Annotated in this window: 17 protein-coding genes; 7 read left to right on the plus strand and 10 right to left on the minus strand. The window is 46.6% G+C overall.

Annotated elements, in window-relative coordinates; translation table 11 throughout:
• Positions 1 to 57: 57 nt before the first annotated feature.
• The 5 genes from oxyR to argC all read right to left on the minus strand — a co-directional run bounded on the left by oxyR (position 58) and on the right by argC (position 6,492).
• Complete coding sequence (oxyR, locus tag L9Q39_RS12415) at positions 58 to 945, minus strand: DNA-binding transcriptional regulator OxyR (protein ID WP_237485346.1); 888 nt, start codon at positions 943 to 945, stop codon at positions 58 to 60.
• A 291-nt stretch (positions 946 to 1,236) separates the two neighbouring features.
• On the minus strand, positions 1,237 to 3,111 hold the full coding sequence (gene argH, locus L9Q39_RS12420) for an argininosuccinate lyase (protein ID WP_237485347.1): 1,875 nt from the start codon (positions 3,109 to 3,111) through the stop codon (positions 1,237 to 1,239).
• Positions 3,112 to 3,403: 292 nt separating this feature from the next.
• Complete coding sequence (locus tag L9Q39_RS12425) at positions 3,404 to 4,618, minus strand: argininosuccinate synthase (protein WP_237485348.1); 1,215 nt, start codon at positions 4,616 to 4,618, stop codon at positions 3,404 to 3,406.
• A gap of 63 nt (positions 4,619 to 4,681) precedes the next feature.
• Positions 4,682 to 5,479: an acetylglutamate kinase gene (argB, locus tag L9Q39_RS12430; protein ID WP_237485349.1), complete on the minus strand. Its 798-nt coding sequence runs from the start codon at positions 5,477 to 5,479 to the stop codon at positions 4,682 to 4,684.
• 14 nt (positions 5,480 to 5,493) lie between these two features.
• Entirely contained in the window at positions 5,494 to 6,492 is a 999-nt protein-coding gene (gene argC / locus L9Q39_RS12435; protein ID WP_237485350.1) for an N-acetyl-gamma-glutamyl-phosphate reductase, read from the minus strand.
• 154 nt (positions 6,493 to 6,646) lie between these two features.
• Between argC and argE the strand changes: the two genes are divergently transcribed.
• The 3 genes from argE to L9Q39_RS12450 all read left to right on the plus strand — a co-directional run bounded on the left by argE (position 6,647) and on the right by L9Q39_RS12450 (position 11,555).
• Positions 6,647 to 7,786, plus strand: coding sequence for an acetylornithine deacetylase (gene argE, locus L9Q39_RS12440; RefSeq protein WP_237485351.1), 1,140 nt, complete (start codon positions 6,647 to 6,649; stop codon positions 7,784 to 7,786).
• A gap of 182 nt (positions 7,787 to 7,968) precedes the next feature.
• Complete coding sequence (gene ppc / locus L9Q39_RS12445; RefSeq protein WP_237485352.1) at positions 7,969 to 10,602, plus strand: phosphoenolpyruvate carboxylase; 2,634 nt, start codon at positions 7,969 to 7,971, stop codon at positions 10,600 to 10,602.
• Between the two features lie 413 nt (positions 10,603 to 11,015).
• Positions 11,016 to 11,555, plus strand: a complete 540-nt coding sequence (locus L9Q39_RS12450) for a PadR family transcriptional regulator (protein ID WP_237485353.1) — start codon at positions 11,016 to 11,018, stop codon at positions 11,553 to 11,555.
• Between the two features lie 94 nt (positions 11,556 to 11,649).
• On the opposite strand, the gene metF is transcribed toward L9Q39_RS12450, so the two are convergent.
• From metF to L9Q39_RS12465, 3 genes are all read right to left on the minus strand, one after another.
• Complete coding sequence (metF, locus tag L9Q39_RS12455; RefSeq protein ID WP_237485354.1) at positions 11,650 to 12,546, minus strand: methylenetetrahydrofolate reductase; 897 nt, start codon at positions 12,544 to 12,546, stop codon at positions 11,650 to 11,652.
• A gap of 338 nt (positions 12,547 to 12,884) precedes the next feature.
• A complete protein-coding gene (locus tag L9Q39_RS12460) occupies positions 12,885 to 15,296 on the minus strand; it encodes a bifunctional aspartate kinase/homoserine dehydrogenase II (RefSeq protein WP_237485355.1) in 2,412 nt (803 codons plus the stop codon).
• Positions 15,297 to 15,304: 8 nt separating this feature from the next.
• Complete coding sequence (locus L9Q39_RS12465; RefSeq protein ID WP_237485356.1) at positions 15,305 to 16,474, minus strand: O-succinylhomoserine (thiol)-lyase; 1,170 nt, start codon at positions 16,472 to 16,474, stop codon at positions 15,305 to 15,307.
• A gap of 298 nt (positions 16,475 to 16,772) precedes the next feature.
• On the opposite strand from L9Q39_RS12465, the gene metJ reads away from it, so the two are divergent.
• Complete coding sequence (gene metJ / locus L9Q39_RS12470) at positions 16,773 to 17,093, plus strand: met regulon transcriptional regulator MetJ (RefSeq protein ID WP_237485357.1); 321 nt, start codon at positions 16,773 to 16,775, stop codon at positions 17,091 to 17,093.
• 123 nt (positions 17,094 to 17,216) lie between these two features.
• Here metJ and L9Q39_RS12475 read toward each other — a convergent pair whose 3' ends face one another.
• Both L9Q39_RS12475 and rpmE read right to left on the minus strand, forming a co-directional pair.
• Positions 17,217 to 18,476, minus strand: a complete 1,260-nt coding sequence (locus L9Q39_RS12475) for a malic enzyme-like NAD(P)-binding protein (protein WP_237485358.1) — start codon at positions 18,474 to 18,476, stop codon at positions 17,217 to 17,219.
• 295 nt (positions 18,477 to 18,771) lie between these two features.
• Positions 18,772 to 18,990, minus strand: coding sequence for a 50S ribosomal protein L31 (gene rpmE / locus L9Q39_RS12480; RefSeq protein WP_237485359.1), 219 nt, complete (start codon positions 18,988 to 18,990; stop codon positions 18,772 to 18,774).
• A gap of 289 nt (positions 18,991 to 19,279) precedes the next feature.
• On the opposite strand from rpmE, the gene priA reads away from it, so the two are divergent.
• The 3 genes from priA to L9Q39_RS12495 all read left to right on the plus strand — a co-directional run bounded on the left by priA (position 19,280) and on the right by L9Q39_RS12495 (position 23,388).
• Positions 19,280 to 21,481, plus strand: a complete 2,202-nt coding sequence (priA, locus tag L9Q39_RS12485; RefSeq protein ID WP_237485360.1) for a primosomal protein N' — start codon at positions 19,280 to 19,282, stop codon at positions 21,479 to 21,481.
• A gap of 268 nt (positions 21,482 to 21,749) precedes the next feature.
• Entirely contained in the window at positions 21,750 to 22,760 is a 1,011-nt protein-coding gene (cytR, locus tag L9Q39_RS12490) for a DNA-binding transcriptional regulator CytR (RefSeq protein WP_290369159.1), read from the plus strand.
• Positions 22,761 to 22,833: 73 nt separating this feature from the next.
• Positions 22,834 to 23,388 (plus strand): SPOR domain-containing protein, encoded by a 555-nt coding sequence (locus L9Q39_RS12495; RefSeq protein WP_237485362.1) that lies wholly within the window; start codon positions 22,834 to 22,836, stop codon positions 23,386 to 23,388.
• Positions 23,389 to 23,606 lie beyond the last annotated feature (218 nt).

The raw sequence follows: 23,606 nt of genomic DNA on the forward strand, positions 1-23,606 counted from the left end.
GCAAATCAACAAGGGTCTTGTGGTCAAACTACAAGACCCTTGTTTTATCATTCGGCTTTAAGCGTTTAAATATTCAGAAATCGAGGCAGCCAATCTTTCATACCTTGGGCGCAATGGTGAGCCAGGACGATAAGCGAGTACCAAGCTTCTTGCTGGTGTTGGATTGACAGCTTTAACATAGCAGACGCCATCTTTTACTTTATCTAACGGCAAAGATAACTCAGGTAATAATGTGATACCCGCTCCTGCCGCCACCATATTGCGTAAAGTTTCTAGGCTGGTCGCTTTGAAACGCTCATCATCTTTTGCTCCGGCAGCAAAGCAATAGCCCAAAGCTTGATCACGTAAACAGTGCCCATCCCCTAATGACAGAACCGTTTTACCTTCCAACTGATCCATTTCAATCTCAGATAGACTTGCCCATTCGTGATCACAAGGGATGGCGATACTTAGTGGTTCATTGTAAACCTCAATCTCTTTAAATGGGGCGGTCTCTGGAACCGAAGCCAGTACCAAGCAATCCAATTTTCCATCCTCTAATTGGCGAACCAGTTGATGGGTTTGGGCTTCGTGCAGATACAACTCCAGATCAGGAAACGCTTCTTTGAGTCTTGGAACAATTTTAGGCAATAAGTAAGGTCCCACGGTTGGGATAAAACCAATATGCATCGGTCCTGTCATCTCACCACTTTGACCCGCAGCCATTTCTCGAAAGGTTTTCACTTCTTTCAAAACGCGCTGCGCTTGGTCCACCAGCTGTAAGCCCGCATCGGTAAATAGCACGCGACGGCTGCTGCGCTCTAACAGAGAAGTGCCAATCTCATCTTCAAGCTTTCGGATCTGACCACTCAAGGTCGGCTGACTCACAAAACAAGCCTCCGCAGCCTTGCGAAAATGCTTATGCTCCGCCAACGCGACTAGGTACTCGAAATCTCGAATGTTCATGTTTCTCTCCGATAGAAAATAACTATGAGTACAATATCAATATTAGGGGTTGACTATCAATAGGTTTGTTTGGTTATCTGTGCTTCTAGGTTTTAGGGGCTAGATTTTAGGGGATAGGGGCTGAAAAGAAAAAAGCCCCAGAGTCAAAACTGACTTGGGGCCTTCTTAGATTCTTCTAAGAAAAAGCAGTGGTACTTTAGTAGACTCCGCCTTTTCCTGTTGGTTCAATGTTTCTGATGAATTTTCTAAATTAAATTAATTTAATTTTTAATCTAACTATTTTTCAGATAGTTAAGCGACATTCACCTTGGCAATAACCTGTTCAACAAGGTTCACTTCCAATGCCACTTCATCACAAGCGTGCTGTCTTGGGCATTGGTCGCAATCTTTTAGCACTTTTTCTGGAAGCAATGTTTTAGAGGTCGGAATAAAGTCATGCTTCATAAAGAATTCAGGAGTACGCGTTAGTACAAACACTTTCTTGATGGCCATTTTACGCGCCTTCTCAACAAGGTGTTGAACAATCGCGGTACCTTGACCTTGTCCCTGCCATCCAGCTTCTACTCCTAGAGAACGAATTTCCGCCAACCCAGAGTCATACACATACAGCGATGCACAACCGGTCACTTCACCATGATGCTCTGCTACCGCAAATGAACCGATGTCTCTGACTAATTCATTGCGATTGCGTGGTAGGTTTTCACCGAGATTCGCCCAATAAGCAACCATGCTTTCAAGTGCATCAATGTCCGTCAATCTCGCCGAGCGTACTTTCACTTTCGAGTTATCTCTCGCGAGTAAACGTTTCTCCGCTTGATTCACCGCATAGTTCACTTGTGTTGGTGAGACTCCACCTAGCGCACTGCGTTTTTCTAAGCAGCTTTCAATCGTTAGGATTTCGTACACATCGCTATCAATAACTTCCGAGAACTGTTTGAGTTCCTCAATTGATAACTCTTCTAATGCGCAGCCTTTGGCTATCGCACTCACCACGGCAACCCCCACAATATGGTGAGCTTCACGGAATGGGATCCCTTTCGCCACCAGATAATCCGCCAACTCTGTAGAATTGGCGTAGCCTTGCTTCGCAGCTTCTAGTGTACGCTCGCCATTGACTTTAATCCCATCAAAGCAAAGCGCTGCCATCTCCATACAATCATTCCAAGTATCTAGAGCGTCAAACAGCCCTTCCTTGTCTTCCTGCATATCTTTGTTATAAGCCAAAGGCAAAGCTTTTACCGTCATCATCATGCCAGCAAGCGAACCATAAACACGCCCAGTCTTACCACGAATCAACTCCAATGCATCTGGGTTTTTCTTTTGTGGCATCAGAGACGATCCAGAAGTGACCGTATCCGCTAGCTCAATAAAGTTCGACTCACCGGAATTATAAAAAATCATATCTTCTGCAAGACGAGAAAGGTGCAGCATAGAGATAGAGGCAATCGACATTAACTCCATAACATGGTCACGATCAGAAACCGAATCGAGACTATTACGGGTTGCACGGTGGAAACCAAGATTGTGGGCTAACTGCTCACGGTCCATAGGATAAGCGGTACCCGCTAACGCCCCAGAACCCAACGGGCATGTGTCTAGACGCTTGATGGCATCCTCAAGACGGGAGTAGTCACGCTCGAACATTTCGACATACGCCAAACACCAGTGAGCAAATGTGACAGGCTGAGCTCTTTGCAGGTGAGTGTAGCCTGGCAGTACCGTGCCTTGATGTGCTTTTGCTACTTCAACCATCTGCATTTGCAGTCTATCTAGCCCTAGCAGCAGTTGTTGTCCTTGTTGACGACACCAAAGTTTAAGATCCGTCGCGACTTGGTCATTACGAGAACGCCCGGTATGAAGCTTCTTGCCCAAGTCGCCCACTTTGCCTATCAGTTGCTGCTCGACCCAACTATGGATATCTTCGGCATCAGAACGCAAGATCTGTTCAGGATCTTCCATCACTTCTAATTTAAGTTCATTCAGCGCTAATTCTAGTTTTTGCTGCTCATCTTCGGTGAGTACATTCACCGATACTAACGCTTTTGACCAAGCAATGGAGCCAACAATATCTTGCTCAGCAAGTCGATAATCAAAGCGCAATGAATCATTGAAGTCTTTGAATCTCGTATCTGCTGCTTGGGTAAATCTTCCGCCCCATAATGCCATTGTGTCTCTCCTAAACTGCTCGGTCTTTGCCGTGTACTGAACGATGAAAAACGATGCCTAAATCGATAAGCTTAAAGTTACGGCAATTGCGGCTAAAAATAAAGTAAAAATTCATTAATTCCACATAAGTATTCAAAATAATTTTCTACTTATGTTTATTATGATTAAGGCAAGGCACTCAAGTGCTCGCGTTTCATTCCCGTAAGCATAAGTTATTAATCACTTTTACTGCAAAAAGAAAACCCCATTTGTTACCAAATGGGGTGATTAACGGTCAAACAATCAATGTTAATTATTTTTTCGCTGCGTTTAGCGCTCTGATACGACTTGCAAGTGAGTAAAGACGGATAAAGCCGCCCGCATGGCTTTGGTCATACACGTCGTCTTCACCAAAAGTCGCAAACTCTTCTGAATACAAGCTGTTATCACTGCGTTTTTGCGTGACGGTTGCTTGACCCTTGTAGAGTTTCACCACCACTTCACCATTCACATCTTTCGCTAACTCTTCTGATGCCGCAAGAATTGAGCTACATAGCGGTGTAAACCAACGACCATCGTAAACAAGGTGTGATGCTTTGACACCTAACTCTTCACGGAATTCATACGACGCTTTATCAAGAACCAATTGCTCAACGGCACGCAATGCTTCCATCATGATGGTGCCTCCTGGAGTTTCATAACAACCACGAGACTTCATACCGACAAGACGGTTTTCAACGATATCAATACGACCCACGCCATGTTTAGAACCCTTATCATTGAGGTAAACCAAAGCGTTATATGGTGTCATTTGCTCACCATCAACCGCAACCACTTCACCCTGCTTCACTTCCAGCGTGACGTATTCCGCCTGATCCGGTGCTTGTTCAGGAGCAACCGTCCATTCCCAGCAATCTTCATTTGGCGCATTCCAAGTATTTTCCAGTACGCCACCTTCCGTAGAAATATGCCAAGCGTTAGCATCACGAGAATAAATCTTGGTCAGTGAAGCGCTACAAGGAATGTTGCGCTCGGCAAGATAATCGAGGCACTCTTCACGGCTGACCAAATCCCATTCACGCCATGGTGCAATCACAGCAAGATCCGGCGCAAGCGCAGCAAACGCACCTTCAAAACGCACTTGGTCGTTACCTTTACCAGTACAACCGTGACAAAGCGCATCAGCACCTACTTTACGCGCGATCTCAACTTGCGCTTTAGCAATGATTGGACGCGCCATTGAAGTCCCTAGCAAATACTTACCTTCGTAGTATGCGCCAGTTTTTAGTGTTGGGTAAATGTAGTCAGCGACCATTTCTTCTTTAAGATCGACCACGTAACACTCGGAAGCACCTGAAGCTTTCGCTTTCTCTTCGATACCAACCAACTCTTCTTCACCCTGACCCACATCAGCGACAAACGCCACCACTTCACAGTCATAGTTCTCTTTTAGCCATGGGATGATTACTGAGGTATCAAGACCGCCAGAATAGGCCACAACTACCTTGTTTACAGATGGTTTACTCATTTTATTTCTCTCCTGAAATCCGTGCCTGAGGCGGTCAGCGCATCGGTATAATAAACATTAAGATTAATTGGGTACAAATTGTGTTCCGATGCTGTTCCCTGCGAACAACTCCGTCAGTTTTTCTGGATAGCGCCAAGTAGCGACTTCAATGGGACGACCTAAGTCATTGGCTGCCGTCAGTGCCGCTCGTACTTTCACAATCATGCCATCAGTGATCACTTTCCCTGCAATCAAAGACTCTGCTTGTTCAGCGCTTAAACTCGATAACAAGTGTCCTTTACCATCCAGTACACCGCTGACATCTGACAGCAAAACGAGCTCTGCATCTAAAGCACCCGCAACGGCAACAGCGGCTTGGTCGGCGTTGACATTCATGATCTGACCTTCTGCCGTGTGACCAATTGAACTAATAATGGGCAGCGCACCCGTTGATAGCACCGCTTTTAATAACGCTGAATTACCCGGAGAAGCCGCACCGACTGCGCCCAGTTCTGGATCAAGCTCAACAATTTGGCACAGACCACCATCAGCCAAGCTAAGACCTACCGTATTCAAGCCCGCTTTAATAGCGTCGCCTTGCAATAGTTTGTTTGCAGTCCCAGCCAACGCACCTGCAATCACCCCAATTTGGTCATAGGGTGTCACGCGTAGCCCTTGTTTTTTTTCAACCGGAAGCTGCAATTTCTGCATCAATTCATCGACTAGATAACCGCCACCATGAACAATAATAATTTCACGCTGAGCTTGCTGCTGATATTGAGAAATTGCGCCAAACAAATCCCCTAGAGTCTTTGTGCATGAAAGCGCAGCGCCACCTAATTTGATGACCAACGGCACGGATTGTGATGAAGTAGAGTTCATAGCAAGCTCCTTTGCTAGACGAGTGCCGTCAATTCGGCGAATTGATTTTTAATATTCAAACATTGCATCGCTTGACTCGATGCCCCTTTAAGCAGGTTATCAATCGCAGAAACCACGATAATATGCTGTCCTTGCACCTGCCAACCAATATCACAAAACGGCGTATTTTCAACATCTTGTATTCTTGGAATGCTATTTTTTACACGTACACATGGCGTATCAGCATAAACGGAGAAGGCTTCCGCAACCTGTTGTTCACTCACGCCGTCTGCCAACTTCATGGTGATCGTCGCCAAAATACCGCGTTTAAAGTTGCCAAGATGAGGAGTAAAAATCACATCACAGCCCAGATGCGTGGCAATCTCAGGTTGGTGTCTATGATTAAAAATGCCATAAGGTTGCAAGCTCACCTCACAAAAGCTATTGGTCATACTCGCTTTACGCCCTGCGCCCGAAACACCACTGGTTGCATTGATCACCGGCCACACTTGAGTATCCAGTAGTTGTTTTTCTAGCAAGGGCTTGATCGCCAATTGAGAAGCCGTCGGGTAACAACCCGGCACCGCTACTAGTTGTGCCTGCTGGATCGCGGCACTGTTCCACTCCGCAAGACCATATACCGCTTGTTCTAGCCAGTTGGCATTTTGGTGTTCAAAGCCATAAAACTGGGTATAGAAGCTGTCACTCTGGACACGGTAAGCGCCGGACAAATCAAATACCTGACAGCCCTGCTCTAAAAACGTCGGGGCAAGATCATGGCTCACTTCATGCGCCGTTGCTAAAAACACCACATCACTCTGTGCCGCTACTTGAGCAACATCGGTAAGCGCTTGAACAGGCATATCAACCACACCGCCTAATTTACCGTGCAGTTGAGAAATCGGTTTTCCGGCATCAACACTATTGGCGGAAACATACAAACCTGATAGCTTGAGCTGCGGATGTTTGCAGACCATCAGAGCTAATTCTGCTCCTGTGTAGCCGCTGGCGCCGATAATAGTGGTTTTTAGCATCACTTTACGTCCGTTATTAATTCGATGAACCCAAGCATTAATGAGTAGTAATATAAAAAAATCGCTTTAAATTGATTTTTTATTCATTAATTTTGATTTAATATGTGTTTTACCGTCTTGAGATTCATCTGTCAACCATAGAAGTGAAGATAATATGCAATTAGCGACTTTTTTAGATGTCTACAAGGGACTCATCAGTACCCCATCCATCAGTTCAACCGACCCTAGTTGGGATCTGGGCAATAAAGCCGTGATTGAAAAACTCGCCGCTTGGATGACCGATCTCGGCTTTCAGGTCGAGGTGATTGAAGTTGAAAGCAATAAATACAACATGATTGCCAAAATGGGTGAAGGTGAAGGTGGTCTAATATTGGCAGGACACAGCGATACGGTGCCTTTTGATGAGGGACGTTGGAACTTCAACCCTCATGACCTTACCGAAGCGAACAACCGCTTCTACGGTTTAGGCACCGCCGATATGAAAGGCTTTTTTGCTTTTATTTATGAAGCGGTAAAAAGCATTGATTGGAGTAAACAGAGCAAACCGCTGTATGTTTTAGCTACCTGTGACGAAGAAACCACCATGCTAGGCGCGCGACACTTTACGCAAAGCGCCCCCTTTGATCCGGACTACTGCATTATTGGTGAGCCAACAAGCCTAGTGCCAATTCGAGGTCACAAAGGTCATGTCGCGAATGCCATTCGCGTCACCGGAAAATCAGGTCACTCATCCGATCCCGCTCTTGGGGTCAACGCTATCGAAATTATGCACGAAGTGCTGTTTGCCATGATGAAGCTCAGAGATCGCTTGATTAAAGAGTATCACCATCCAGGCTTTGCTATTCCCGGTCCAACCTTGAATCTCGGTCATATTCACGGCGGTGATAGTGCCAACCGTATCTGTGGTTGCTGTGAACTGCATTACGATGTCCGTCCATTACCCGGCATCAGTCTCGACAATTTAGACAACTTGCTGCGTGATGCCCTTCAAGAGGTTGAAGCAAAATGGCCCGGGCGACTGAGCATAACGGCACTGCATGAACCCATTCCTGGTTATGAATGCGATCATCAGCATCCCTTTGTACAAGGCATGGAAAGCCTATGTGAACAGAATTCCGAAACGGTGAACTACTGTACAGAAGCGCCGTTCCTGCAGCAGCTTTGTCCAACATTGGTGCTCGGCCCCGGTTCTATCGACCAAGCTCACCAGCCCGATGAGTTCTTAAGTTTAGATTTTATCGACCCGACGATAAAAATTATTCGCAAAGCAATCCATCAATATTGCTTTGGTTAAAACGAAAAATGTAATAAATTTTCAGTAATAATAACGATTTGAGTCAGGCCTAGTGTACACTTGCCTCAACGATAAAAAGTGCAAACTAGGTTTACTTTATTTGACTCCGACTAGCGTTTTTCGTTAGATTGTGAGCCCCGAAAGGGAAAATGGATGTAGTTAAATTACAAGGCAGGATGACTATGAACGAAAAATATGCCCCCCTCAAAAGCAATGTACGCATGCTTGGGCATTTGCTCGGAAACACCATCAAGGAAGCACATGGTGATGCTATTTTGGAGAAGGTTGAGAAAATTCGCCAACTTTCAAAATCAGTAGTTCGTGCAGGCAATGAAGCCGATCGAGTAACGCTAATCGAAGAAATCAAAAGCCTGCCGAATGAGCAGCTAACACCCGTTGCTCATGCATTTAACCAATTCTTGAACCTGACTAATATTGCCGATCAGTACCACACAATTTCTCGCAGTTGCGAGGCCGATGTCTGTGTACCGGATCCAATCGACGCTCTATTCTCTAAGCTTAGCCAGCAAGAAGTACGCAAATTAGACACAGCAGAAGCTGTGCGTGATCTTAATATTGAGCTGGTACTTACCGCGCACCCGACAGAAATTACTCGTCGTACAATGATCAACAAACTGGTCAAGATTAACGAGTGTCTATCTAAACTTGAACTCAATGAGCTTTCAACCAAAGAGCGCAAGAAGACCGAGCGTCGCCTAGAACAACTTATTTCGCAAAGCTGGCATTCAGACGTGATTCGTAAGCAGCGTCCAACACCACTGGATGAAGCTAAATGGGGCTTTGCCGTTGTTGAAAACTCCCTTTGGGACGCGGTGCCTGAGTTCCTACGTGAACTGGATGAGCGCGTCACTGGCTACCTTGGTGAAGGTCTGCCTATTGATGCTCGCCCGGTGCACTTCTCATCTTGGATGGGTGGCGACCGCGACGGTAACCCATTTGTGACTCACACCATTACTCGTGAAGTCATGCTGTTGTCACGCTGGAAAGCGGCTGAGCTTTATCTTAAAGATATTCAAGAGCTTATCTCTGAACTGTCTATGGTTAAGTGTAACGATGAAGTTCGAGAGCTTGCCGGTGATGCCCATGAACCTTACCGTGCCGTACTGAAACCTCTTCGCACCCTATTGGTCAACACACTCGAAGTACTGGATGCCGAAATCACTCATCAAGAGGTTCCAAAGAAACCGATTCTTGAAGATGTTGAGCAACTTTGGACTCCACTGATGGCGTGTTACAAATCACTGCGTGAAAGTGGCATGTGTTTGATCGCTGACGGTTCACTACTTGATACTATTCGTCGTGTAAAAGCCTTCGGTGTTCATCTTGTACGTCTTGATATCCGCCAAGAAAGCACCCGTCATTCAGACGTCATTTCTGAGCTGACTCGCCACCTTGGTCTGGGTGACTACGACCAATGGAGTGAACAAGACAAGATTTCATTCCTAATCAATGAACTGAGCTCAAAACGCCCACTACTACCTCGCGATTGGCAACCATCTCCAGAGGTACAAGAAGTTCTCGATACTTGTCGAGTCATCGCCTCTCAATCACGCGAAGCCTTTGGTGCCTACGTGATTTCAATGGCAAGAACCGCTTCGGACGTATTGGCTGTTCACCTGATCCTACAAGAGTGTGGTTGTAAATTCCGTATGGATGTTTGCCCACTGTTCGAGACACTAGAAGACCTGAATAACTCTGAAGATGTGATGAAGCAACTGTTCGATATCGACTGGTATCGTGGCTTTATTCAAAATAATCAAATGGTGATGATTGGTTACTCGGATTCTGCGAAAGATGCGGGTGCCATGGCCGCTGGCTGGGCACAATATCGTGCAATGGAAGCCCTCGTTGAAGTCGCTGACGAAGCGGGGATTGAATTAACGCTATTCCACGGTCGCGGCGGTACTATCGGTCGTGGTGGTGCGCCTGCGCATGCTGCGCTTCTTTCTCAGCCACCAAAGAGCCTAAAAGGCGGTCTGCGTGTGACGGAGCAAGGCGAGATGATTCGCTTTAAGCTTGGTCTCCCCGAAATCGCGGTAAACAGCTTTAGCCTCTATGCCAGTGCCATTCTAGAAGCGAACTTACTGCCGCCACCAGAGCCAAAACAAGACTGGCGTGATCTCATGGAAGTGCTGTCTCAAGTGTCTTGTGAAGCCTACCGTAAGATCGTTCGTGGCGAACCTGACTTTGTTCCATACTTCCGTCAAGCAACGCCTGAATTAGAGCTTGGTAAACTACCGCTAGGTTCTCGCCCAGCGAAACGTAACCCGAATGGCGGTGTTGAAAGCCTGCGTGCAATTCCATGGATCTTCTCTTGGAGTCAGAACCGTCTGCTTCTGCCAGCATGGCTTGGCGCGGGTGAAGCGATTCAATACTCTATCGATAAAGGTCATCAAGCGCTGCTTGAAGAGATGTGCCGCGAATGGCCGTTCTTCTCGACTCGCCTTGGTATGCTAGAGATGGTTTACACCAAGTGTAATGTCGAAGTCTCTCGTTATTACGATCAGCAATTAGTGGATGTCGAGTTACAACCGCTTGGCGACAAGCTCCGTTCTCAGTTACAACGCGATATTACTGCGGTATTGAACGTAGAAAACAACGACCACTTAATGCAAAGCGATCCTTGGGGGATGGAATCTATCCGCCTTCGTAATATTTACACCGAACCACTCAACATTCTTCAGTCTGAGCTTCTGTATCGAACTCGTCAAAGTGAAGAGACCGAAGCGGAACTCGAAGAAGCCCTGATGGTGACAGTAGCGGGTATCGCAGCGGGTATGCGCAACACAGGTTAGTCACTCAATCTGTTTCATACCTGAGACAAAAGACCGCAAATTGCGGTCTTTTTTGTTCAAACAGCGATAATTTTCTGCTTGTTTAGATTTTAAGGTGGAGAATAATTATCGTTTAATTTATTATTAGGCAATCTGACACACTGACCTTCTGTTCACTTCAATACTATATAATTACACGAACAGTTAAGGTGTCATCACATCGTCCCCCTAGGTGACAATGGCTTAGATAAGGTTATACCGCGTTTGGTCTTTGCTTCGAGTTTTAGACTCGATAAGCAAACCCTGTAAACGCCACTGACAATCACACCGATGCAGTTTGATCGGCAGTCACGCAAGATTGCTCTCAGGTTGCTTTCAGAATGGTGTTCGTCAGTGAAGATAATTATATTAGTTTAACCATTTGGATTTAAGACATGTCATTACCACACGTGATTCTTACCGTTCTTAGCACACGAGATGCAACCGGCTACGATATTACTAAAGAATTTTCCGCCAACATCGGATACTTTTGGAAAGCGAGCCACCAACAAGTCTATCGTGAACTTAACAAGATGGCCTCAAGCGAGTGGGTAACCTGTACTCTCGAGCCTCAAGAGGGTAAACCTGACCGTAAAGTCTATGCCATCACTGATGCAGGGCGCGTCGCGCTGAGTCAGTGGTTTGAGCAGGCAACTGTCCACCCGACAGTGCGTGACGAGTTTGCAGCAAAACTAGCCGCTTGTGCGGTTCAACCCTCTGCAGCATTTCGTATTCAGCTTGAAGCGTTGATTGAAGAATCAAAACGCTTAGTTGCCCACTACAAAGAGATTGAAGCGGCGTACTACGCAACCCCTAACACATTGACTAAGCCACAGCGTCTTGAGCGCCTAACCCTTCGTAGAAACATTTTTTCGAGACAGGCTTGGATTGATTGGGCAGAAGAGTCGCTTGCTGAACTAGAAGCGATCAACTAACCCTTATTCTTCCAATCATAAAAAAACCTCTCAACGCAATGCGTGAGAGGTTTTTGTTTTTTAACGAACCGATTTTCGTAACAGACTGAATTGCTTAAACCGCGACGTTCGGTCTCACTCCAAGAGTATGACAAAGCGCGTAAGTCATTTCAGCGCGGTTAAGAGTATAGAAGTGGAAATCTTTCACTCCCTCTCGACTTAATACTCGCACCATATCAATCGCTTGGCTGGCACCGACTAACTGACGTGTCGTTGGGTCATCATCTAGACCCTCAAACTGTTTCTGCATCCAACCGGGCACTTTAACGTTATTCATGGCAGCAAAACGAGAGGCCTGCTTAAAGTTTGTCACCGGTAAAATACCCGGTACGATTTCAACATCAATGCCCGCTGCCACACAGCGATCTCTAAACCGCAGATAAGACTCAACATCAAAGAAGAACTGAGTGATAGCACGGTTCGCGCCTGCATCAACTTTACGTTTAAGATTGAGTAAGTCAGCCTGGGCACTTTTAGCTTCAGGGTGAACCTCTGGAAACGCAGCGACTGAAATATCGAAATCGTGGCGTGACTTAAGCAGTTCCACCAAATCAGAGGCATACATATCTGGTGCGCCGCCGCCCTCTGGAATATCACCACGTAACGCAACAATGCTTTCAATACCATTGCTCCAATAATCATCGGCAATGGTAATCAACTCCTCTCGAGAGGCGTCAATACAAGTCAGGTGTGGAGCAGCAATCAGCCCAGTCTCTGATTTGATCTCTTTAATAATGGAGTGAGTTCTATCACGCTCGCCCGAATTAGCGCCGTAAGTGACTGAAACAAACTTGGGCTGTAATGTTTTTAAACGATGAACCGACTTCCACAAGGTTTCTTCCATTGTCGGCGTGCTCGGCGGGAAAAACTCAAACGAAACATTAATATCGTCCGATAACTCAGCGATATTCTGGTTGAGTGCATCAATATGTCCTGCGTGTGTGTATCCCATGGTTATCTCCCTATCACACTAAAGCCTGGTCAATCCTTTGGCTTAAACCTGTCTGTTTTTGTGGTTGGTCTTTTTCAACGTAATTATGTTTTCTGCATCAATGACTTTTAATGTAGATAATTGTGAACGTAAGTACTTTGAACGTAATGTTGTGTATTACTGCTTTTGTTATTTTCGACGTTTAGACGTCTATATGTCTACAGAATGACGGGGACGCGGTTTAAAGTCAATAGACAATTGATGATTTTTTCGCTCATAGATGATGGATGTAAAGCGCATTAAAAAAGCGCCTTGTTTGGGATTTCGCTAAATCCGTAACAAAGGCGCTTAATCAATGGTTAGAATAAGCTGGATAACAGGTTCAAATCCGATTGAATTGCCCCTGCCGTCACCTCGCGACCGGCACCGGGTCCCCTGATCACCAGCGGATTATCTTTGTACCATGCACTTTCAATCGCGAATATGTTGTCACAAGGCAGCAAGTTTGCCAACGCGTGCTCTTTTGACAAGGCTTCAATACCCACTCTTGCTTTACCGTATTTATCAAGGCGAGCAACATAGCGCAGCACCTTGTCTTCTCGCTTGGCTTTATCCAACCGTTCTTGAAGTTGCTCGCTCAATAAAGCCGCTTGGTCAAAAAATTCGTCCAGTGATAGATGCTTCAGCTCCGCTGGCACCAAAGACTCAACCGTCACCGATGTTGGCTCAATATTCACGCCCGACTCTCTAGCAAGAATCACCAATTTTCTCATCACATCTGAGCCATCAAGATCCAAACGTGGATCGGGTTCAGTCAGACCTTGCTGCCAAGCTAGATCAACCAACTCACTGAATGGCACACTGCCATCGAACTGCTGGAATAACCAAGACAAAGTGCCAGAGAAAATGCCTGATAGCGCGGTGATCTCATCGCCACTCTCTTTTAAGTCTCGCACCGTGTGGTTGATCGGTAATCCAGCCCCCACGGTGGCGTTGTAAAGCCACTGACGCCCAGTTTTGGCAAACGCATCCTGCACCGCATGGTAAATATCACTCGGCGCAGATCCCGCTACCTTATTCGCCGATATCAGATGCATACCACTTTCCGCGATATCGATATATCGTTCAGAAAGTGCTTTGCTTGCCGTGACATCCAGCACCACAACTTCATCGTAGCCCTGCAAGCTCGCCAGTTGACTTAACCACTCATCGCCTTGATACGCCACTGCTTCGTCACTGTATCTATCCAGAGCGGTCTGCTCATCCAACCCATTAGGATCGAGCCAAAGCTTTTGGCTATCGACAATGGCGACCAAGTCAAAACTCATGCCGCGGCGTTTTTCAATCTCAGACTTTTGTCGCTTGAACAGCTCCAACCAACTTGAACCTATATTGCCCTTTCCACATAAAGCAATGGCAACACGCTTATGGGCTTGGAACAGCTGAGTATGCAGCGACTTCACCAAGCCACTAAGCTCAGTGGTACGCAGAAGCGCAACCAGACTCAGTCCAGATTCACTCTCAAAGAAGAATTCCGTCGGTGCATTTTTTAACTGTTGATAGAAGCCAAAACAGTGGTTGGCATTCTTGGTCACTCCCGCACCAACGGCTGCCAGCATGGAATAGCCTTCTTTCAGGCGGATCTCCGCCGTCACGGCTGAATCTTGTAGCTGTTCGAGCACGCCAGACGCGATCTCGGTGGTATAAGCGAGACGAAGACGAGCCTGATCACTCTGCGCTTCAAAGGCTAAAGGTTCTAATTGGGCGCGGTATAAGCTACTGAGTACCTGCTCTTTGGCTCGTTCAAAATCATGACCGCTGGCAAAACTCAGCTCAATCAGTAGCACCTCATCGAGAGAGGTTATAATTTTTGCACCCCGCCCAGAGACTAACACGCGCTCGATACGTGTCGAGCCAGACTCTGGCTGATAACTGCAGCGTAAGCTCAAATCCATCGCACTTTGCGCCACTGGTTGTAGCGTTCGACTATGCAACACCGGAGCCGCTAGTCTTGCTAATTCGCTCGCTTCATCCAGTCGCAACAGGGGCAGCAAGCAAGCATCATTCACTAGTCTTGGATCCGCGCTATAAACACCCGCCACGTCACTCCAAATTGTGACGATATCCACCTCGGCCAATGCGCCAATCACGGTTGCTGAGTAATCCGAACCATTTCGCCCCAGCAGTACAGTGTCACCTTGAGTGCTTTGTGCCATAAAGCCGGTAATCACCACTCGGTGGTGTTGATGCTGTGCCAACATCTCTTTGATTAATGGATAGGATTGTGCACGATCCACCTCAGGCTGAGTGCCGGGCTCCGCTCTTAAGAACGCTCTAGCATCTTGCGCCACGGCAGCCAGATCAGACTGACGAAGTAGAGCGGCTAACAATCGAGATGACCAGACTTCACCGTGACCCAGCACAGCCGCTCGCTCAGCCTCTGAAAGTGGTAGGGTCAGTTCACCAAGCTGAGTAAAGTCTTTACTCATCGACTCAGACAGGGCGGTGGCTTCCTCATCCTTAAGCAATTCATCCACCAAGGATAACTGAAACTGTCTAAGTTGGTGCAGATGCTCATGAGCAAGACGCCCATCTTTACTCAGCGCATCAAGAAATTGAATGAGTCGATTGGTGGTTTTGCCTGCCGCAGAGACCACCACTAGATCTTCACAGTGTGAATAATCGCGTAAAATCGCGGCTACGCGACGATAGCACTCAGGATCGGCTAAGCTACTACCACCAAATTTATGCAGCTGCCTTTTCGTATTCATCTTGTTATTCACCCTTGGTAACGATGCGTTTTAGCAAACGCTTGTTGTAAATCGGCAATCAAATCTTGGGCATCTTCAAGACCCACAGACAAACGCAGCAATTGTTGTGAGACACCCGCCTTTGCCAGCGCTTCCTCTCCCATCGCTCGATGTGTCATCGAGGCTGGATGACAGATAAGGCTTTCCACTCCTCCCAGAGACTCAGCAAGGGAAAACAAGGACAACTCACCCACAAAGTACTTAAGCTGATCAAAGCTGCCCGCAAACTCAAAACTGAGCATGGAACCAAAACCCGATTGCTGCTTCTTGGCAATCTCGTGCCCTGGGTGTTCAGGTAGGCTTGGGTGATAAATCGTTTTAACTAAAGACTGCGTCGTGAGGAATTTAAGGATCTCCAGTGAGCTCTCTTCATGGACTCGCATACGCGCCCCCAAAGTACGCAGTCCTCTTAGGGTCATATAGCTATCAAACGGTGTGCCGGTTGCACCGATACAGTTGCCCCACCAAGCCAGTTCTTCGGCATCTTGTGCTGACTTCGCAATAATCACTCCACCGATCACGTCTGAGTGTCCATTGATGAACTTAGTGGTTGAGTGGATAACAAAATCAGCCCCCAGCTCTAACGGCTTTTGATAGATAGGCGTTAAAAAGGTGTTGTCTACCGCCACCATGGCACCGATCGCTTTTGCTTTTTGGCAAATTTTTTCAATATCCACCACGCGTACTAGAGGATTTGATGGGGTTTCCAACAGAATCAACTTGGGCTTCTGTGCCAACGCTTGGTCCAATGCGGCTTCATCCACTTGATCAACAAAGTTAACCTTGAAGTCACCCTTATTTGCTCGTGTATTGAAAAGGCGGAAAGTACCACCGTAGCAATCATGCGGCGCTACAATCAGATCATCGGGACCTAAAAATGTCGACACCCAAAGGTTTAGAGCTGAGGTACCACAGTTAGTGATCACTGCGCCTTCACCGGATTCTAACTCACTCAGCGCTTGCTCGAGTAATCCTCGGTTTGGGTTTCCTGAGCGGGTATAGTCGTAATTTGGCACTTCCCCAAAGGCAGGAAAACCATAGTTGGTTGAGAGGTAAATAGGGGGAACAACAGCATGGTGTTGAGTGTCAGACTCGATACCTGTGCGTACGGCAATTGTAGACGGCTTCCGATCGCTCATAGAAAAATCCTTTATCAAACGCGATTAATGAAAATTAGTATACCCAAGTCAAACTGTGATACTAGGCTTGTTGCCTAACAATCGTCAGTAATTTTGACCTTACAGATTTTCATCGAACTGCTGCGCAAAATATCGAAAGCGCAACAGTCCATAAAAGTAGAATGGGTTCACTTTACCATTACGAAAAAAGACGTCAACACTTCTAGACGTCTATAAGGCTTTGCATATGGCAGTAAATGCCGCTAAAATTGCGCCATTGTGAATTACTCTATTTCAAACAGTGGAACGAAGGTACGCTATGGCAGACTGGAACGGTGAATACATCAGCCCTTACGCAGAGCATGGTAAAAAGAGCGAGCAAGTAAAGAAAATCACGGTATCCATTCCGTTAAAGGTGCTTAAAGTACTGACCGATGAACGCACTCGCCGCCAGATCAACAACCTGCGCCACGCGACCAACAGCGAACTGCTTTGCGAAGCGTTCCTGCACGCGTATACCGGTCAACCCTTACCCACCGATGAAGACCTAAGAAAAGACCGTCCAGACGACATCCCAACCGAAGCCAAACAGCTAATGACGGAGATGGGTATTGAGTTTGAAGCCTTCGATGAAGAGTAAGAGATAAGATTCTAGGTTTTAGGCCCTAGGTCCTAGAATCTAGGTCCCGTCTACTTTCACGGGACCATATCACCCTAGCACCTATCACCTAGCACCTAGCACCTAGCACCTATTTAGTTTAGTTTAAACCATATAACTCTCAGGCAACTCAATCCTCGCCACCCCAGACTCAACCGCAGCCAACGCTACCGCTTTCGCGACACGAGGTAATAGACGCGGGTCCATGGGTTTAGGGATAATATAATCATTACCAAAACTAAGGCTTTCAACGCCCGCCGCATGTAAAACGGCTTCTGGTACTTCTTCTTTTGCTAACTGACGAATTGCTTCAACCGCGGCTAATTTCATCTCATCATTAATTTCGCTGGCACGCACATCTAATGCACCACGGAAAATAAATGGGAAGCAGAGTACGTTATTCACTTGGTTTGGATAATCAGAGCGACCTGTACCCATGATCAAATCATCTCGAACTTGGTAAGCCAACTCCGGTTTAATCTCGGGATCTGGATTAGAGCATGCAAAAACCACTGGCTTATCAGCCATCAGCTTTAATGCGTCCGCAGGCAGTAAGTCTGGACCAGACACACCCAAGAAAAGATCCGCACCTTCAATCACATCTTCCAAGGTGCGTTTGTCAGTGTTATTGGCAAACAGTGCTTTATATTCATTCAGATCATCACGGCGAGTATGGATCACGCCCTTACGATCCAGCATGTAGATCTTCTCACGCATTGCGCCGCATTTGATCAACAATTCCATACAAGCAATCGCCGCAGCACCTGCACCCAAGCAGACGATGGTCGCCTCTTTTAGCTCTTTGCCTTGTAGTTCAAGGGCATTCAGCATCCCCGCTGCGGTTACAATCGCTGTACCGTGCTGATCATCATGGAATACTGGTACATCGCAACGCTCGATAAGACGTTTCTCAATTTCAAAGCAATCCGGCGCTTTAATATCTTCTAAGTTGATGCCACCAAAAGTGTCAGAAATATTGGCTACAGTGTCAACAAACTCATCGATAGTGCGGTGCTTCACTTCTATGTCGATAGAATCCAATCCTGCAAAACGCTTAAACAACAACGCCTTGCCTTCCATAACCGGTTTTGACGCTAAGGGTCCCAAGTTACCCAAACCTAAAATAGCGGTCCCGTTTGAGATCACGGCGACCATATTGCCTTTCGCGGTGTACTTATAAACGTTGTCCGCACTTTGCGCTATTTCACGCACGGGCTCTGCAACGCCTGGGCTATACGCAAGCGCAAGATCTTTGGCTGAGTTAGCCGGTTTGGTCAGTGCGACTTCAATTTTTCCAGGAACAGGATGGGCATGGTAATCAAGAGCTTGCTGGCGAAACTCGTTGATCAGATTGTCATCAGACATAGTGTGTAACCTTACTGTGAGTCGTTTTAATAACTATTAATTAAAACATCACATACTACCCAGATCACACAAATTGAAAAGAGGCATCGTGAATTTAATCACACTGGCAGGAGCAGTCATCTAATAAAGTGACTATACCCAAGTTACCTCAAGATGCAGAGTTCAGAAGTAACTTGGGTATATATTTTAAGGGCAAGCTTGAACGGATATAACGCTTGTTGATGACGTGTTTATCTATGAGGCAAAGAAAAAGGACGCCGATTGGCGTCCTTTTCTGGAATCTGTATATGCAGAATTACTTCTTGCTAGACAGAGCACCAAAACGCTTGTTGAAGCGATCAACACGGCCGCCCGTATCAACGATACGTTGCTTACCAGTGTAGAATGGGTGACATTTGTCACATACGTCAAGGTGAATTGACTCTTTAGATAGCGTTGAGTTGAACTCAAACTCGTTACCGCAAGAACAAGTTGCTTTAACTGCTTTGTACTCTGGGTGGATACCAGCTTTCATGGGAAACCTCAAATATTTAGGCCGTGTCGCCATCCGATTCTAAGCCGGACACCACACGTAGTTAAAAAGTAAATCGCAATGATAGGGACATTAGACCATACCATCAAGGCGCAGTATATTAATGAATACTCACCTTGGAATCAACAAAAATTGCCACTTTTTTCACCACCTTTAGGTGACGATTCTTCGTCACTTCAAAGGCAAAGCACAAAAATGAGCCGGAAAGCCTAACTTTATCACCGCAGTTAAGTATAGAATACCAATCCCATTGATTTAAGTTCTCTCTATTATGCGTCCAAATATCGCCCGAGTTGCCCTGCCTGTTCCCTTAGATAAGCAGTTCGACTACCTCGTTCCTGCTCACCTCTTTCCTGTGGTGGGCGGTCGAGTATCCGTGCCGTTTGGACGACAGACTTTAGTCGGCATCGTTACCGAGTTTAGTCATCAGTCCGAGTTTCCTATTGAACAACTCAAGTCGATAAAACAAGCCCTTGATACTCAACCGGTTTGGTCAAAGCCTCTGTATGAACTTATCGTTTGGTGCAGTCAATACTATCAACATCCTTTAGGTGACACCCTCAACAATGCGCTGCCCGCAGCACTGCGTAAAGGCAAGCAAGCCAACTTCTCTGCCACGATTCAGTGGCGTTTAACCGACAGTGGTAAAAACCAACTCATGCAGGGATTTGGTCGGGCAGTCAAACAAGCGAAAGCGATGATGATGCTAGAGTCTGGTCCCTGTGACCATCAATCTCTACTCGATCATGAAATCAGTAGCGCTACGCTAAAGACCATTGAAGATAAAGGGTGGGTTGTCTCTGAGGAAAAAACCGTGACCGTGCCACCAAGACCAGCAGTGATCACTAATGATCCTGGTGATCTCAAGGTCAATTCAGAGCAAGCGATTGCCATCGCCTCAGTCAACAGCCAAAACCAGTTTGGGTGTTATTTACTGGAAGGCGTAACCGGCTCAGGTAAAACCGAAGTCTACCTGCAAATGATCAAACCGGTTGTCGAAAAAGGTCGACAGGCGCTGGTACTGGTTCCGGAGATTGGCTTAACGCCGCAAACTATCAACCGTTTTCGTAAACGCTTTAATGTACCTGTGGAAGTGATCCATTCTGGGCTCAATGATAGTGAACGCCTAAACGCATGGCTCAGTGCCCGAGACAATCACGCTGGCATTGTGATTGGTACACGCTCAGCATTACTTACGCCCTTTGCTGATCTTGGCATTATTATTGTCGACGAAGAGCATGATACCTCCTACAAACAGCAAGATAGCCTACGCTACCATGCTCGCGATGTCGCCGTTATGCGAGCGGCCAAAGAGCAGATACCGATTATTTTAGGCTCTGCGACGCCTTCGCTCGAGACACTGCACAACGCATTAAGTGGTAAATATCATCATTTAGTACTGAGCCAGCGCGCGGGTCTAGCGGTCCCCACCACGAATAAGGTTATTGATGTCAAAGGGCAGTATCTAGAAGCTGGTCTTTCTGCCCCGCTAATTGCTGAATTACGCAAGCACCTTAATCAAGGCAATCAAGTGATGCTGTTTCTCAACCGTCGCGGATTTAGCCCAGCCCTGATGTGCCATGAATGTGGTTGGACTGCCGATTGCCAACGCTGTGATGCTTACTATACCTATCACCAATCCAGCCGCGAGATGCGCTGCCACCATTGTGGCTCGCAGCGTCCAACGATTCATCAATGCCAAAATTGCAATTCTAATCAGTTGGTCACCGTCGGTGTGGGCACCGAGCAACTTGAACAGCAACTCGCGACACTCTTCCCTGAATACAAAGCGATTCGTATCGATCGGGATAGCACTCGACGTAAAGGCAGTCTGGAGAATGCGCTCGAATCGATTCGCAATAATGAATATCAGATATTAATCGGCACTCAAATGCTCGCTAAAGGTCACCACTTTCCTAATGTGACTCTGGTGGCACTATTAGACGTTGATGCCTCTTTATATAGCAGTGATTTTCGCGCCTCTGAGCGATTAGCACAGCTATTTATTCAAGTTGCGGGACGCGCAGGGCGAGCCAGTAAACCTGGGGAAGTCTTACTGCAAACGCACCATCCAGAGCACTCGCTGCTGCAAACCTTACTGCACAAAGACTATCACCACTTTGCCCAGAGTGTATTACAAGAACGCAAGTATGCCATGTTGCCTCCTTTCAGCTTTCTCACTCTATTTAGAGCGGAAGCGAATCAATCGGACGACGCCGAAATATTTTTGCGTCAAGTTCGCCACTCTCTTGAAGCGCACCCACTATTTGACCACCAGGCGATCGTTTTAGGACCCACACCGGCTCCTATGGCTAAGCGAGCGGGTAAATCCCGTTGGCAATTGATGTTACAAGTGACCAGTCGCAGCCAGATGCAAAAGATCTTGGCCAGTGCCAAGCCAGTCATTGCTCAACTTCCCAATGCAAAAAAAGTGCGCTGGTCTATGGATATAGAGCCTCAAGATCTCAGCTAACCAAAAGAAAGAGTGGATCGTTCATTAAACTCACACACCATTAAAGCGTGAGGACTGTCGCAAAACAAATGTAATTATTGTTATACAAACCGTAACTTTGTGCCAAGAAATGCATATTACTCATTAATACGTCATTATATGTTGCCAAAGCATTTGTGCTGAAAAAGGTAATACACATTTAGATTCATGGATAATCGTAAGAGTGCCTTTGCTTTGGTAGTTAGATGTAGCACTCTTATCCAGCCATCATAAAGTAGAGGATAAAAATATTATGGCGACAATGAAGGATGTTGCCCAGTTAGCAGGGGTATCGACCGCAACCGTATCTAGAGCATTGATGAACCCAGAAAAAGTCTCATCAACCACTCGAAAACGCGTAGAATCCGCAGTGCTAGAGGCGGGTTATTCTCCAAACTCGTTGGCGCGCAACCTAAGAAAGAATGAGTCAAAAACCATCGTGACCATTGTTCCTGATATCTGCGATCCCTATTTCTCAGAGATTATTCGTGGCATTGAAGATGTCGCGATGGAACATGGCTACTTAGTGCTACTTGGCGACAGCGGTCAATCGAAAAAGCGTGAATCCTCATTTGTAAACTTAGTGTTCACCAAACAAGCGGATGGCATGCTGCTGCTTGGAACCGATCTTCCTTTTGACATCAGTAAACCAGAGCAGAAAAACCTGCCTCCAATGGTGATGGCCTGTGAGTTTGCACCTGAATTAGGCTTGCCAACCGTTCACATTGATAACTTAACCTCAGCTTATGAGGCGGTGAATTATTTAGCGCAATTAGGGCATAAACGTGTCGCGCAAATCTCTGGTCCCGAAACGGCCTTCTTATGCCGCTTTAGGCAGCAAGGTTATCAACAAGCTCTGCGTCGTGCCGGTCTTACGATGAAACCTGAGTACACCATTCGAGGCGACTTTACCTTTGAATCCGGAGCGAAATCTGTGCGCTCACTGCTCGCACTTCCTGAGCCACCAACCGCAATTTTCTGTCATAACGACATCATGGCCATTGGCGCTATGCAAGAGGCGAAAAAGCTAGGATTACGCGTCCCTCAAGACCTCTCTGTCGTTGGCTTTGATGACATTCAGTTCGCTCAATACTGCGAACCTCCGCTGACCACCATCTCGCAGCCACGTTATGAGATAGGTCGACAAGCCATGTATCTGATGCTTGAAACACTTAAAGGTGTCGATATTCATCCCGGCTCTCGTCTATTAGAGACTCGATTAGTGGTCCGTGAGAGTGCGACAGCTCCAAGAACTTTCTAAGCCTACTTGCAACTTGGCCTCGTGGTATTTACCATGAGGTCTGTTTATTTCCCAAGTATCAGTATCAAACCTAGTGGCAAACCGAGACTATGTAAAACGTGGCAAAGGTAGCACTCGCACCTCACGTAAAAAAGCACCCAGCAGAAAAAAACCATGGCGCAGTGGGCTGTTAGCGATCATCGCTACCGGTGTATTTGCATGGGGGTTATATACCTTAAGCTCTGATCCAGAGCCTGAGATCCCGGCTAAATCAACCCCAGCGGTCGCAACTCAGACCGAACAAAAAGCGAAGCCTAAAGCACAAATTCCACCGCCTCCAGAAGAGAAATGGGATTATGTGGATACCTTGCCAAATCGAGAGATCGAAGTACAAGCCAAGGAGCAGATAAAATCGAAAGTGCCCTACATCATGCAATGCGGCGCTTACCGAACCATCGCTCAAGCAGAAAGCCGTAAACTGGATATTGCGTTTCAAGGTCTAAGCAGCCAGATCGTAAAAAAAGAAGGCAGCAGCTTTCATCGTGTCGTACTGGGTCCCTATTCGTTAAAGCGCGATGCTGAACGCGATAAACATAAGCTGCAACGCGCCAAGATTGAGCCATGTAAGATTTGGAAAGAAGCGCTCTAAATCATCGCGCTCTCCCCTCATCATTAGCCATTAAAACCGTATAAGCCGCGAAACTTTAAACCCTTCGCGGCTTATTTTTTAATTCCGTACTCCAATTTTTTATTCCGTACTCCAACTTTGACCAATTAAAGCTGACTGCCTTTTCTACTATTGCGGTTTCTACTATTGCGGTAAGGTTTTTCCATTCACTGTTTTCGCTTCCGCCTTGAAAACTTCTC

Origin of the sequence: Vibrio hippocampi, from assembly GCF_921292975.1 — a bacterium.
GTDB lineage: Bacteria > Pseudomonadota > Gammaproteobacteria > Enterobacterales > Vibrionaceae > Vibrio > Vibrio hippocampi.